Source organism: Fictibacillus arsenicus (assembly GCF_001999465.1).
GTDB lineage: Bacteria > Bacillota > Bacilli > Bacillales > Fictibacillaceae > Fictibacillus > Fictibacillus arsenicus.
This window is the reverse complement of record NZ_MQMF01000002.1, coordinates 1,130,742-1,144,633: the sequence shown is the minus strand read 5'-3', so window position 1 is coordinate 1,144,633 and position 13,892 is coordinate 1,130,742. Positions and strand designations below refer to the sequence as shown.

Genomic DNA, 13,892 nt, shown 5'->3' with positions numbered 1-13,892 from the left:
GAAGTTTAAATTATGAATCAGCAAGATCAATGGACGTCGAAGTTAGCCTTTATTTTAGCCGCAGCAGGATCCGCAATCGGACTCGGAGCGATTTGGAAATTCCCTTATGTCGTCGGGACAAGCGGTGGAGGAGCATTTTTCCTTATCTTTTTATTGTTTACTTTTTTAGTAGGTTTTCCACTTTTAATGGCTGAATTCGTAATCGGCCGCGGAGCGCAGAAAGAAGCTGTCTCTGCTTACCGTACTCTAGCGCCTGGATCCGCTTGGCCTTGGCTTGGACGCATGGGTGTAGCAACTGCATTTATTCTATTATCCTTTTACAGTGTAATCGGCGGATGGATCGTACTTTATCTTGGCAAAAGTTTTTCAGGAGATTTTTTCAAAAATGATTTTGGGGCGATGTTCGGAGAGTCGATCTCAAGCCCTTGGCCAGTATTGATTTCACAGTTTATCTTTATGGTCATTACAATCTTTGTTGTTAGCCGCGGAATCAAAAACGGTATTGAAAAAGCAAACCAGATTATGATGCCTGCTCTTTTCGTTTTGTTTGTTGTCCTGATTGTGCGTTCATTGACTTTGGACAATGCGATGGAAGGTGTAAAATTCTTCTTGCTTCCTGACTTTTCAGAGATCGGCGGAGACGATATTCTATTCGCGCTTGGCCAGTCATTCTTCTCTTTAAGTGTAGGTATTTCAGTAATGGTAACGTATAGCTCGTATTTAGGTAAGAATGAAAGCTTAACGAAATCAGCTACAACCATCGTTTTGCTTAACGTATTAATTTCATTGCTTGCTGGATTGGCAATCTTCCCAGGAGTATTCTCGCTAGGGCTTGAGCCTGCAGAAGGACCGGGATTATTGTTCGTAGTACTGCCGGCAGTGTTTGATCAGATCGTATTTGGACAATTTTTCTTTATCATTTTCTTAGCTCTTTTCTTGTTCGCAACATTAACTTCAGCGTTCTCAATGCTTGAAATCATTGTTGCCTCAATCACAAAAGGTACGTTAACGAACCGTGCAAAATGGTCTTGGATCATCGGGTTGCTTATCTTTGCAGCAGGTATTCCTTCAGCACTTTCAATGGGTGTGCTGTCTGATGTGACTCTTTTCGGCAAGACGATCTTTGATCTATTAGACTACTTGGTTAGTAATATCCTGCTTCCGCTAGGTGCGCTATTTATCGCACTATTCGTTGGATATAGATATCCAAAGGATCTATTGCTGCAAGAGTTTAAATCGGGGTCATCTGTTACGGTTAAAGGATTTGCATTATGGCTGATGCTTGTCCGCTACATTGTGCCAGTTATTATTTTCATTGTATTCCTTAACACGCTTGGCGTATTTAAAATGATTACAGGTTAAACTCATTGACGCAGACCCTATTTGGTTCTGCGTCTTTTTTATGCTTATAATAGAGCAGAGTACTAAAGTGAAAGGATGATTTTTAAGATGCTACAAAATAAAATTGCTGTTATTACAGGTGCTACTCGCGGCTGCGGTAAGGCGATTGCAGAAAAATTAGGAACACTTGGTGCGAAATTAACGGTTGTCGGTTCATCAGATGGTATTTTTAAAACAGCTGATGAGCTAAAGAACAGCGGTTATGATGTGCTAGCTGTGAAAGCTGACGTATCAAATGAAAAGGATGTTGCGGACCTTTTTAAACAAACGTTTGATTATTTTGGACAAGTAGATATTTTAGTAAACAATGCAGGTGTTGGTCAGTTTAAATTGGCTGAAGAACACTCGTTAGCAGAGTTTCAAAAAATGTTTGAAGTAAATGTACAAGGTGTCTTCTTATGTAGTACAACGGTAGTTCCGCATATGAAAGAGCGCAAGGAAGGAACGATCATTACGATTTCTTCTGATGTTGGACGAAGAACAATTGCAAACGGTTCTGTATACACCGCTACAAAATATGCTGTACAAGGTTTTTCTGGTTCGCTAGCTCAAGAGCTTCGCGAGTTTGGCGTACGAGTAGGTACGGTAAATCCAGGGGCAATTGATACGTATTTTGCAGATAGCGAACCTGGTCTTGATTTTAAAGAAGACTGGCTGAAGGTGACAGACATCGCAGAAGCAGTTGCATATATGGCAAGTGCACCAAAGCATATGGTCGTTGACGAGATCATGCTTCATCCACTTTCACAGGAATATCCAAACGTATAAAAAGGAGGTTGTTCCCATGGACTTGAATCAAAAATTGGTTTCAATTGATCGTTCTGATGCTGTAGTTTTGCTTGATTTGTTTGGTAAAGATAAGACATTCGTGGCTTTAGTCAGACATCTTGGCTGACCGTTCTGTCAGCATTTCCTTGCGCAGTTGCGCAAGTCATTCGATGAGTTTGAAGCGCGTTCGGTTAAGGTAGTTATTGTTTCACCTGCCGATCGTGAACAGATTGAAAAGTTTTTAGAAGTTCATGGTCCGTATCCCTTTAACATTTATGGAGATCCTCAAATGAATGTATATAAGGAAATGGGAAATCACCGGTTCACAACTTTTAAGAGCCTGGCGTATGTAGGCGCTGGGATTTTGAGCGGTAAAGCGAAGATAAGGGACATTATTCCGAAAGAAGAGAAGAAAAGAGAGCTTTTCTTTAGTGCAGTCAAGAATCAGGACGTAAATGTTCAAGGAAGTTCATGGCTGTTTGATCGTGAAGGTGAAGTATTGTGGAAGCACATGGACGATTCACCGAAAGATCATGCACGAGTGAAGGAGATTTTGAAGCAGGTCAGCGAAAACAAATAAGGTTTGAAGTTGAAAGGACCCTGCCACATGGAAAGTGGCAGGGTTCTTGGCATATTTTTGGTGAATGGAAAGCAATTTAAGCTGCTAAAGTTCACTTGAATGAGTTAATCACATAAAAAGTTGTATTCATCACATAAAAAACCAGCTTCATCACATAAAAAACTGCTGTAATTACATAAAATGGAGTGTCATCACATAATTTAATAAAATATGTAAAATGACATAGGTCGGATTACTTCACTTCAGCCTCAATCTCAATCTTCCTGCTTGGCCGGCGGTTCGCTTCCGATTTAATCCACGCACGGATACCTTTACCGGCAAACGGCTCATCTGCAAAACGGGGAATGATATGAAAGTGGGCGTGAGGTATGCTCTGTCCACCAACGGGCTTAACGTTCCAGCCAGTACTGTAACCGTCAGGTCCGTACGTTTCATCCAGTAGTTTCTTCGCTTTTTGCATCAATTCATATGTATCCATCCACTCTTTTTCACTTAAATCAAATACGGTTTCAACATGGGCTTTTGGGATGACTAAGCCCGCACCTTCCAAAATATCCTGTGCTTTCGGACTTTGGATAAAATAACAGCTTTCATTCTCAAAGACTATTTTCTGTTCTGGAAAGTTCAAAGGATTGCAAAACAAACATTCTTTCATTGAGAAAAACACCTCCACCTTTATCTTTGCATATTTTTCACATTTCTTACAAATGGAACAATTAAGGCGATTCATTGACTGCTTATCACACAAAATGATATGATAACGTTAAGAAAACGTTATATAAATTAGATGGAAGATATGAGGTGTATGCATGAAACCAGGCATGGAGGTTGGTCAAAAAGCCACCATTACAGCTACAGTGACACCCGATATGTTTGCTCAATTTGAAGGTAAGCTGGTTCACCCGGCATATTCAACGGTCAGCATGGTCTACCATATGGAATGGGCAGCAAGACAGATCATATTGCCATATCTTGAAGATCATGAAGAAGGTATTGGCGGAGGTGTAGCCGCAAAACATATGTCACCAACACCTGAAGGGGCAGAACTAATTGTCACAGCTACATTACGCGAGATAAAAGGTAAAGCAGTTATATGTGATGTTACCGTTCATAATGGAAAAGCACTTGCAGGTGAAGGTGAAGTTACTCAATATATCCTGCCAAGAAAAGCAATCTCACAAAAAATTGAAGAAATGAAAGCTTAAATTTTTTTAACTGAAAATGAAAGCGCTTACACTTTAAAGCGACAAAGCAAAAAAGAATGGAAGAGAAATAGAGACACACTAGGGGGATTCAACATGTTTGAAAAAATATCACAGCACGAGCAAGTCGTATTTTGTAATGATCCATCCACAGGTCTTAAGGCGATTATCGCAATACATAATACTACCCTTGGGCCAGCTCTAGGCGGATGCAGAATGAGACCTTATTCATCTGTTGATGAGGCACTTGAAGATGTACTGCGCCTTTCAAAAGGCATGACGTATAAATGTGCAGGTGCAGATGTTGACTTTGGCGGTGGAAAGTCCGTTATTATCGGTGATCCTACAACAGAACGAACTCCAGAATTGTTCCGTGCATTCGGCCAGTTCGTTGATTCTTTAAACGGACGTTTTTATACGGGAACTGATATGGGAACGACGCCAGACGATTTTGTTCATGCTTTAAAAGAAACAAACTGCATCGTTGGTGTTCCTGAAGAATATGGCGGAAGCGGCGACTCTTCAGTACCTACAGCACAGGGTGTTATCTATGGTCTGCAGGCTACCATTCAGACATTAGAAGGTACAGATGAACTAGCAGGAAAATCATATTCCATCCAAGGCTTAGGAAAAGTTGGATTTAAAGTTGCAGAGCAGCTATTGGCAGCTGGCGCGCAGATATATGTAACTGACATCAATGAAAAAGCTCTGAAGCAGATTCAAGATAGAGCTGAACTGCTTCCTGGCAATGTAGAAGTAGTTGAGGGCAGAGACATTTACGGGGTAGACGCAGATATTTTTATTCCTTGCGCACTTGGCGGAATCATCCATGACGAGACAATTGAACAGCTTAAAGTTAAAGCGATCGTCGGAAGTGCGAACAACCAGCTTTTAGAAGATAAGCATGGCTTGTATCTGCAGCAAAAAGGAATTCTATATGGTCCTGACTATATCGTAAATGCAGGCGGACTGATTCAGGTTGCAGATGAGCTTTACGGACCAAACAAAGCACGAGTACTGACAAAGACAAGAGCGATCTATGACAGCTTAATTCAGATTTACAGCGAAAGCACGAAGAATAGCATTTCGACAATGGAAGCGGCTAACCGTTTTTGTGAAGAAAAATTAGCAGCGCGTTCAAAACGCAACAGCTTCTTTGCTCATAACAGAAGACCTAAATGGCAGGTTCGAAACTAAGGAGGGATTCATTCATGGAAAAGCTATTTCCGAAATTGCAGATCATTAATGAAAACGGGGAATGGAACGACGAAACTTACAAAAGTGAAATAACGGAAGAACTTACAAAAGAACTTTATACAAAAATGCTTCGTTCCCGTTTGTTTGACCGAAAAGGTGTTAACTTGCAGCGGCAAGGTCGAATCGGGACGTACGTGCCTTTCGAAGGACAGGAAGCTTCACAGATCGGCAGTGCGTTGGCGATGGGAGAAGGCGACTGGATGTTTCCGACTTATCGCGATCATGCGGCGACAATGACATTTGGCCACTCATTAAAAACACTTTTCCTTTATTGGAAAGGCCGTCAAGAAGGCTGTATTCCTCCTGAAGGGAAGAACATATTCCCGCCGGCAGTGCCGATCGCATCTCAGCTCTTACATGCGACAGGTGCTGCATGGGCTGAAAAGCTTAAAGGAACAGATCGTGCTTCCATCGTTTATTTTGGAGACGGTGCAACATCGGAAGGAGATTTTCATGAAGGGCTGAACTTCGCGAGCGTATTCAATGCTCCTGTTGTTTTCTTTAACCAAAACAACGGTTTTGCGATTTCTGTTCCGATCGAAAAACAGATGAAGAGTAAAACGATCGCTCAAAAAGCAGTTGCTTATGAGATGGAAGGCGTTCGTCTGGATGGCAACGATGTGTTTGCGGTCTACTTCCATACACGTACTGCGGTTGAACGTGCTAGAAAAGGCGAAGGCCCGACATTGATCGAGTCTGTTACTTGGCGTTATGGAGCGCATACGACAGCTGACGATCCGTCGAAGTATAGAGACCAGAACGAGTCAGCGACAAGACGTGAAAAGACAGATCCGATTCTTCGTCTTGAGCGTTTTATGAAAAATGAAAACATGTGGGATGAGAAGTGGGCTGAAGAGCTTCAAGAGTCTTTAACAGCTGAGATTGAAACTGCAGTAAAAGAGATGGAAGAGGCTCCGGCACCACATTATAACGATGTATTTGATCATGTATTTGCGGAAAATCCTTGGCCGATCGAAAGCCAAAAAGAAGCATATGCACATTCAAGAGGTGATCGCTAATGACAACGGCAGTTGATACGAAAAAGTTAACGATGGTTCAAGCTGTGACAGACGGCATGCGCGTCATGATGAAAGAACATGAAAATGTAATCGTGCTTGGAGAAGACGTTGGGCAGAATGGCGGCGTATTCCGGGCAACTGACGGACTGGTTGCAGAGTTCGGCGAGAAAAGAGTGATCGATACACCGCTTGCAGAGTCTGGAATAATTGGTACGTCGATCGGTCTTGCGATGAACGGGTTTAAACCAATCGCTGAAATGCAGTTCTTAGGGTTCATCTATCCGGCGTTTAACCAGATCATGACACACGCTTCAAGAATCCGTGCAAGAACACTAGGCCATTTTACAGTGCCTATGGTTATTCGTGCACCGTTTGGAGCAGGAGTGCGTGCACCTGAAATCCACTCTGATTCTGTTGAAGCACTTTTTACCGGAATGCCTGGGATGAAGGTTGTTGTTCCATCTAATCCTTATGATGCAAAGGGAATGCTGATCTCTGCGATTGAAGATCCAGATCCTGTGCTATTCCTGGAGCCGATGCGCTGCTACAGAAGCACGAAGATGGATGTGCCTGATGGAAAGTACAATGTACCTCTAGGAAAAGCGGCTCGTCTGCAAGAAGGAATCGACGTTTCAATCTTTGCATACGGTGCGATGATTGATGTTGTGACAAAAGCCGCTAAAGTGGCAGAAGAAAAGGGAATCAAGTGTGATGTGATCGACCTTCGCACACTTTATCCGCTTGATAAAGACATGATTGCAGAGAGTGTCCAGAAGACTGGCCGCGCTGTTATCGTACATGAAGCACCGGGAACTGGCGGACTTGGTGAGACGATCATGTCGCTAATTAACGATACATCATTCTTATACATGAAAGCACCTGTTGAGCGTGTGACTGGTTTTGATACACCAGTTCCGATGTTCGCTCTTGAAGACCACTACCTGCCGAGTGCAGATCGTGTCGTTCAGGCAATCGAGAAAGTCACTCAATTTTAGGAGGTGGAACAAATGGTAGAAGTGAAACTGCATGATATTGGAGAAGGCATGCATGAAGGAGAAGTCATCCACTTTTTTGTAAAAGCGGGGGATACGGTTAAGATCGACCAGCCGCTTGTCGAAGTGCAAACGGACAAAGTGACTGCTGAACTTCCTTCACCTGCAGCCGGTACGATTAAAGATATTAAGGTAAAAGAAGGAGACGTTGTAACAGTTGGTTCTGTTATTTTAACGATAGAGGCGTCTTCATCAGCACCGTCTGATAAAAAAACAGAGGAACCGGCGGTACAGGAACAGCCTGTAGTAGATAAGATCGTAGCTGCACCTGAAAATACTGTATTTGCGGGTGGCATCGCTACGCTTAACAAACGTGTTCTTGCTGCGCCTTTCACAAGAAAAATCGCCCGTGAAAACGGAATTGATATTGAAAAGATTGAAGGCACGGGACCTGGCGGACGAGTTACAGATCAGGACGTTTATAACTTTATCGAGAATGGTTCAGCCACTCCTGTTAAAGAAGAAGCTGCAAACCAAACTGCTGACGTTCGCAAGACAGAAGCGCCTTCTTATGCTTCAAAAGATGCTGAAGAAATTCCGTTTAAAGGACGCAGAAAACAGATTGCGAAAAAGATGATTCAATCTCTTGCGACCATTCCGCATGTTACTCACTTTGAGGAAATCGATGTAACAGCAGTAATGGATCTGAAAAAGCAACTGAAAGCGATGGACCCAGAGAATAAGCGCGGAATGAACGTTTCTGTTGCTGCCTTTTTCGTAAAAGCGATTCAAATTGCTCTGAAGGATTTCCCGATTTTCAATGCGAAGCTTGATGAAGAAAAAGAAGTGATCCGTCTTGAAAAGAACGTGAACATCGGAATCGCAACAGATTCTGATGAAGGCTTGATCGTACCTGTTATCTCACATGTTGAGCAGCGCAATGTACGTGACATCGCAGTAGATATGAAAGATAAGATCACAAGAGCGAAAACTAACAAGTTAAAAGGATCAGATATGACTGGAGGGACATTTACGATTTCTAACGTTGGACCGCTTGGATCGATCGCAGCAACACCGATTATTAACCATCCGGAAGTTGCGCTGATGGCTTTCCATAAAACGAAGAAAACACCTGTTGTCGTTGGGAATGAAATCGTGATTCGTTCGATGATGAATGTATCGATGTCGTTTGACCATCGTGTAGCTGATGGCGCGACAGCTGTTATGTTCACGAACCGAGTAAAAGAACTCATCGAGCACCCTTACTTCATGACACTGGAGCTGATATAAATGGTTGTAGGTGATTTTGCAACAAAACGACAGCTTGTTATTATCGGAGGAGGACCTGGCGGCTATCATGCTGCGATTCGTGCGGCTCAGCTGGGACTTGAAGTAACGCTGATCGAAAAAGAAAAGCTTGGCGGAGTTTGCCTTCATAAAGGATGCATCCCTTCAAAGAGCTTAACTCAAACAGCGTCTAATTTTTCCGGGCTGTCTCATTATAAACAAATGGGCATCTCGGTACCTGAAGTAACATTCGAATATGAAACATTTACAAACTACTATTCTTCTGTTGTAACGGGTTTGCAAAAAGGTGTTGAAGCACTTATTAAAGCGAATAAGATCGAGCACTTAACAGGTTCTGCTTCTTTCATGTCAGGTGAGAGAATCGGCATCGATTCGGGCCACCATTTTGAGATGTATGAATTTGAACATGCACTGATCGCGACGGGGAGCAGTCCATTGTTGCCGGGTGGTGCGAAACTATCAAACCGGATCATGACGCCTCATACTTTATGGGAGTTAAGTGAACTGCCAGCGAGTCTTGTTGTTTTCGGTGAAGACTATTTTGCATTGGAAGCGGCAATGGCTTATAAACAGCTTGGCAGTGATGTAACATTGATCACACCGGCTGATGGATTCAGCTTAGATAGCGGGATCGAAAAAGAACTGCTGCGAGTTTTAAAGAAAAATAAGATTAAAGTGTTTAGAAACCATCAGTGGGAAAGTGCAGAGGAAACGGCTGATACGGTTGCAGTGACACTCTCAAAGGATGCAGAAGAAAAAGTTTCTATAGATGCTTCTCATGTGCTTTATGCGGCAGGTTATTCACCTAATGTTGAGGGACTTGGGCTTGAAGCAATCAATGTGGAACGTGATGAGAATGGATTTATCATCGTTAATGAGCACAGCCAGACGAGTGTGTCGAACATTTATGCGGCTGGCGACTGTACGATCGGCATGAAGCTCGCTTCAAAAGCGATCAAACAAGGGAAAACAGCAGCTGAACATATGTCTGGCTTATTTTCGGCTTTCAATTTGAGCTTAGTGCCTTACGTGGTGCACACAAATCCGCCGATCGCAACAGTCGGTTTGACGGAAGAACAAGCAAAGAATGAAGGATATGAAGTTAAAACCGGTTTGTTCTCAATGAGCGGAAACGGATTTGCTTCTATACTCGGACAAAAAGAAGGTATTGCGAAGATGATAATCGATGCAAAGACAGATGTAATTCTTGGTGTTCACATGATGGGTGCAGGTGCTGTTGATATGATTCAGGCAGGCACTTACGCACTAGAAATGGTCGCACGTGAGGAAGATCTTGCTTATCCGGTCTATGCGCATCCGGCTTTAAATGAAGCATGGCTTGAGGCTATTGAAAGTGTGAGCGGAAAAGCAATTCATGTTCCGCCGGCACGAAAAAAAGAGAAAAGCACAGTCTAAGAAAAGCGGTCTTATAGGCCGCTTTTTTATATGTTGTTTCGAAAAATATTAAACAGCTGTTTAACAGTAAAGAATCATACAGCTGCCATTTTCTTTTTTCAGCAACATATATTAAAATGGCGATAAGATTAAATCCGCAGCAGGTTGCGGATAAACAAAGAAGTGAGGAATGCAGTTTGAAGAAACTAGTTTTAACCGGTGGTGGTTCTGCTGGACACGTAACCCCGCATTTAGCATTAATACCTAAATTAGAAAAAATGGGATGGGACCTTCACTATATCGGTTCTGTAGATGGAATAGAGAAAAGCTTAATAGAAGAAGGAACGAATGTACCGTATTACGGCATTTCCAGCGGTAAATTAAGACGTTATTTTGATTTAAAAAATATTAAGGATCCGTTTAAAGTAGCGGCAGGTGTGGCCCAGGCTTATTTGAAACTTGGGAAAATCAAACCCGATGCAGTATTTTCTAAAGGAGGATTTGTGGCAGTACCTGTAGTTATTGCGGCATGGCTGCGCAAGATTCCTGTATACATTCATGAATCGGATATTACCCCAGGACTTGCTAACAAAATCTCATCTAAATTTGCTTCTAAGATCTTTGTGACATTTGATGAAGCGAAAAAGCATTTTGCTGCAGGGCAAGCCATCGTAACAGGTTCACCTATTCGTGATGAGCTGCTGCAAGGTTCGAGTGAGAAAGGTTTATCTTTCTTAGGATTCAGAAGCCACTTGCCAGTGCTAACGATCATGGGAGGAAGCTTAGGTGCGCGTAAGATTAATGAAGCTGTAAGAGAGTCTCTTCCAGAACTGCTTCGATCTTATCAGATTGTTCATATATGCGGAAAAGGAAACTTAGATCAGAATCTGAACAATACAGAAGGATACCGGCAGTTTGAGTACATTCAAAAAGAATTGCCTGATATAGTGGCGGCAACTGACTTTGTGATTTCACGTGCGGGTTCTAATAGTATTTTTGAATGGCTGACTCTAAAAATTCCAATGCTGTTAATTCCACTTACAAGAGCTGCGAGCAGAGGGGACCAGATTTTGAATGCACAATCTTTTGAGAAACAAGGGTTTTGTCACGTGCTCTACGAAGAAGATTTAACAAAAGAAACGCTGCTGCAATCTTTGAAACAGCTAAAAGCTGATAAAGAAAACATGCAAAGAAGCATGGAGAGCTTCAAAGCCTCTGATAGCGTAGACCTTATTTTGCGAACTATCACTGGCGGTAAATAAATTGTTTGATAATTGAAGGGGGTCTGTCCCCGGGACAGACCCCCTTCAATTTATACACAATTCCTGCACAAATCACACACTGAATATGGAGATGAAGACAATGCTGCCTAGTCCTGCAATTTCTAGCGAACCAACCCATGGTCTTTGGAAAAAGGGTATTCAAGCTGGACTGCCTATCGCAATCGGCTATATGCCCGTTGCTTTTACATTCGGTTTGCTTGCCAAAGCTGCCGGTTTAAGCCTTTTTGAAACGGTTGGCATGAGTATTATTGTATTTGCTGGTGCATCACAATATATCGCTTTATCTATGGTCGCTGCCGCAAGCGGGGCAGCTGAACTTATTCTAACTACATTTATTATGAACATCCGTCATTTGCTGATGAGTGCGTCATTGAAGGAACGTGCGGAAGATGAGCCAAAATGGATTAAAGCCATTTATGCTTTTTTCATTACGGATGAAACCTTTTCAGTTGCGGCAACGTCTCAAGAGAAAAAGATAACGGCAAGCTATTTGTTAGGTCTCGGTCTAGCAGCTTACAGCTCTTGGGTCGTTTTTTCAGGTGCAGGGTATTTGATGGGCTCAGGACTGCCGGAATCACTTCAAGCAAGCATGGGTATCGCGCTATATGCAATGTTTATCGCATTGCTTGTACCTGCCGCTAAAAAAAGCCGGAAAGTCATTGCCCTTGCAGGAACAGCTGCGGTCCTGAACTCATTATTTTCATTTATCCCTTTTCTTAGCGGGGGCTGGGGTATTATTTTATCTACATTGATCGCTGCTGTTTCAATAGAGTTTTTTGTGAAAGGGGATGAGCGGAATGAATGATAATTTGATATGGGTTATTATCGGAATGGGTCTGGTTACGTATATTCCAAGAATGCTTCCGCTCGTCATGTTTCACACGAATAACTTGCATCCAAGAGTACAAGGGATATTGAAAAATGTTCCGTTTGCCATCCTAGGAGCACTCATTTTCCCAGGCGTGCTGACGATTAATCCGGATTCTGTTTTGTATGGTGTTATAGGAGCAGCAGCTGCTTTTATTGCAGCATGGCTTAACCTGAATGTTATTATCGTTGTGTTAGCCTCTATCTTAGTTTTATATGGTTATACCTTTTTGTAGACAATTGTCATAATTTACTTTATAAATAATTAACCTTATTAATTGATTTTCGGAAATCTTTGGGCGTATAATCACAAGTAAAAGGAGGAGATTAATGATGCCTCATTTACTTAGATTTGTACTAATAGGTTTATTTTCGATCTCAGCTCTTTCTGTATTATCATTTCAAGCCGTTGAAATTTTTCACGCTGTAACGGATATGGTACAATCATTTATCTACAAAGATTAATACTAAAAATGTTTTTAAAAGAGAGCTTCTAAAGCTCTTTTTTTATTTTTTAGCTTCTATCGCAAACTTTGTTGCTCTTGTAAGAAGTTGATTTCCGTTCCAGGCTGCTTCGCTTTCCGCGGGGCGTACGGTGAGCCCCCCTCGCCGCTTTGCGCCTTTGAGTGGTCTCACCTGACCGCTCGTCCCGCTGGAGTCTCGAACCTTTACTCCAACCAACTTGTCAGTGAAGGGAATGAACAAAATACTTAAAAGCAATAAACTATTAGAAAGCCAATTTTTTAAAACACTTAAGTTGATTTGAATTATTGCACTTATGGGTAAACTTACTAATGGACTAAGCAATAAAGGATGATTTTATGAAACTTATCGCAATCGATATGGATGGAACACTTGTTAATAAACAGTTAAAAGTAACAAAAGAGAACAGTAAGGTCATTTCACAAGCGGTAAAAGATGGACATCATGTTGTCATTGCAACAGGGCGTTCTTATGATGAAGCAAGACATACATTAGAAGACGCAGAATTACACCTGCCTCTTATTTGTGTAAACGGAGCTGAAATCAGATCTGCTAAATGGGAAATTCTTTCTTCAACACCTCTAGAGTTCTCACAATATGAAGAAATTAAAAGTATTCTAGATAAAGAGGACATCTATTACGAACTGTATACAAGTAAGGGAACGTATACGGATAATCGCGAAAAGGCATATGAGGTTATGAAGGATATTGTTATTACTTCAAATCCTGAAGCAACGGATGATGATGTTCAAAAGGCAGCTTTACGCCGTTTTCGTTTAGGACTTGTAAGTGTAGTAGGAGATTTTGAAAAGCTTTTAGATCAAAAGGATATAGAGGTCTATAAATTTCTTGCATTTTCAAGTGATAACGATAAATTGCAGCGTGCGTTTCAGCATCTGCAAGCGGTTGATGATTTAGCAGTTAGTTCGTCAGCTGATAATAACTTGGAGATCACAAATAGTGAAGCACAAAAAGGTGTAGCTCTAAAAAGATTTGCAGAAATTAAAGGAATCCCTATGGAAAATACGATGGCAATCGGTGATAATTACAATGATGTTTCAATGCTTGAAATTGCAGGATTTCCAGTTGCGATGGGAAATGCTGTTGATGAAATAAAAGATATGGCTGCATTTGTTACGAAAGAGAATGACGAAAGCGGAGTAGCGTTTGCTATTCAAAAATTTTTAGAAACAAAATAACTTTTTACAGAGGCTGGTTCGAAAAAATCGAACTGGCTTTTTTATTTAGAATCCTCTCTAAAATTTTCTTTGCGTCCATTTTTTATCCTCTTCATTGACAAGTTGATTGGAGTTGAAGGTGCGAGACTCTTGCGGGCT

General features: G+C 41.8%; 14 protein-coding genes and 1 pseudogene. 14 read left to right on the top strand and 1 reads right to left on the bottom strand.

Annotated elements, in window-relative coordinates:
* Window positions 1–12 precede the first annotated feature (12 nt).
* From UN64_RS13045 to UN64_RS13035, 3 genes and pseudogenes are all read left to right on the top strand, one after another.
* The gene (locus tag UN64_RS13045; protein ID WP_077363351.1) at window positions 13–1,362 is read left to right on the top strand and encodes a sodium-dependent transporter; all 1,350 of its coding nucleotides are present in this window, start codon (window positions 13–15) and stop codon (window positions 1,360–1,362) included.
* Window positions 1,363–1,449: 87 nt separating this feature from the next.
* Complete coding sequence (locus UN64_RS13040) at window positions 1,450–2,169, top strand: SDR family oxidoreductase (RefSeq protein ID WP_077363349.1); 720 nt, start codon at window positions 1,450–1,452, stop codon at window positions 2,167–2,169.
* A gap of 139 nt (window positions 2,170–2,308) precedes the next feature.
* Window positions 2,309–2,749: pseudogene (locus UN64_RS13035) on the top strand (peroxiredoxin-like family protein); the annotation flags it as partial.
* A 232-nt stretch (window positions 2,750–2,981) separates the two neighbouring features.
* Here UN64_RS13035 and UN64_RS13030 read toward each other — a convergent pair.
* Complete coding sequence (locus UN64_RS13030) at window positions 2,982–3,404, bottom strand: HIT family protein (RefSeq protein WP_077363345.1); 423 nt, start codon at window positions 3,402–3,404, stop codon at window positions 2,982–2,984.
* Between the two features lie 154 nt (window positions 3,405–3,558).
* Here UN64_RS13030 and UN64_RS13025 point away from each other — a divergent pair, with 154 nt between their 5' ends.
* The 11 genes from UN64_RS13025 to UN64_RS12980 all read left to right on the top strand — a co-directional run bounded on the left by UN64_RS13025 (window position 3,559) and on the right by UN64_RS12980 (window position 13,754).
* Window positions 3,559–3,954: a thioesterase family protein gene (locus UN64_RS13025; RefSeq protein WP_077363343.1), complete on the top strand. Its 396-nt coding sequence runs from the start codon at window positions 3,559–3,561 to the stop codon at window positions 3,952–3,954.
* Window positions 3,955–4,047: 93 nt separating this feature from the next.
* Complete coding sequence (locus tag UN64_RS13020) at window positions 4,048–5,148, top strand: Leu/Phe/Val dehydrogenase (protein WP_077363341.1); 1,101 nt, start codon at window positions 4,048–4,050, stop codon at window positions 5,146–5,148.
* Window positions 5,149–5,162: 14 nt separating this feature from the next.
* Entirely contained in the window at window positions 5,163–6,227 is a 1,065-nt protein-coding gene (gene pdhA, locus UN64_RS13015; RefSeq protein WP_077363339.1) for a pyruvate dehydrogenase (acetyl-transferring) E1 component subunit alpha, read from the top strand.
* A complete protein-coding gene (locus UN64_RS13010) occupies window positions 6,227–7,222 on the top strand; it encodes an alpha-ketoacid dehydrogenase subunit beta (protein WP_077363337.1) in 996 nt (331 codons plus the stop codon). Before pdhA ends, UN64_RS13010 begins: the two co-directional genes overlap by 1 nt.
* Window positions 7,223–7,234: 12 nt before the next feature.
* Window positions 7,235–8,509: a dihydrolipoamide acetyltransferase family protein gene (locus UN64_RS13005; RefSeq protein WP_077363335.1), complete on the top strand. Its 1,275-nt coding sequence runs from the start codon at window positions 7,235–7,237 to the stop codon at window positions 8,507–8,509.
* Window positions 8,510–9,943, top strand: a complete 1,434-nt coding sequence (gene lpdA / locus UN64_RS13000; protein WP_077363333.1) for a dihydrolipoyl dehydrogenase — start codon at window positions 8,510–8,512, stop codon at window positions 9,941–9,943.
* 176 nt (window positions 9,944–10,119) lie between these two features.
* On the top strand, window positions 10,120–11,184 hold the full coding sequence (locus tag UN64_RS12995) for an undecaprenyldiphospho-muramoylpentapeptide beta-N-acetylglucosaminyltransferase (protein WP_077363331.1): 1,065 nt from the start codon (window positions 10,120–10,122) through the stop codon (window positions 11,182–11,184).
* Between the two features lie 100 nt (window positions 11,185–11,284).
* Window positions 11,285–12,010 (top strand): AzlC family ABC transporter permease, encoded by a 726-nt coding sequence (locus UN64_RS12990; protein WP_139343099.1) that lies wholly within the window; start codon window positions 11,285–11,287, stop codon window positions 12,008–12,010.
* Window positions 12,003–12,308 carry an AzlD domain-containing protein gene (locus UN64_RS12985; RefSeq protein WP_077363327.1) on the top strand — a complete coding sequence of 102 codons (306 nt, stop codon included), beginning with the start codon at window positions 12,003–12,005 and terminating at the stop codon, window positions 12,306–12,308. Before UN64_RS12990 ends, UN64_RS12985 begins: the two co-directional genes overlap by 8 nt.
* Window positions 12,309–12,402: 94 nt before the next feature.
* Window positions 12,403–12,537, top strand: a complete 135-nt coding sequence (locus UN64_RS21405; protein WP_281249434.1) for a hypothetical protein — start codon at window positions 12,403–12,405, stop codon at window positions 12,535–12,537.
* Window positions 12,538–12,893: 356 nt separating this feature from the next.
* Window positions 12,894–13,754: a Cof-type HAD-IIB family hydrolase gene (locus UN64_RS12980; protein ID WP_077363325.1), complete on the top strand. Its 861-nt coding sequence runs from the start codon at window positions 12,894–12,896 to the stop codon at window positions 13,752–13,754.
* Window positions 13,755–13,892 lie beyond the last annotated feature (138 nt).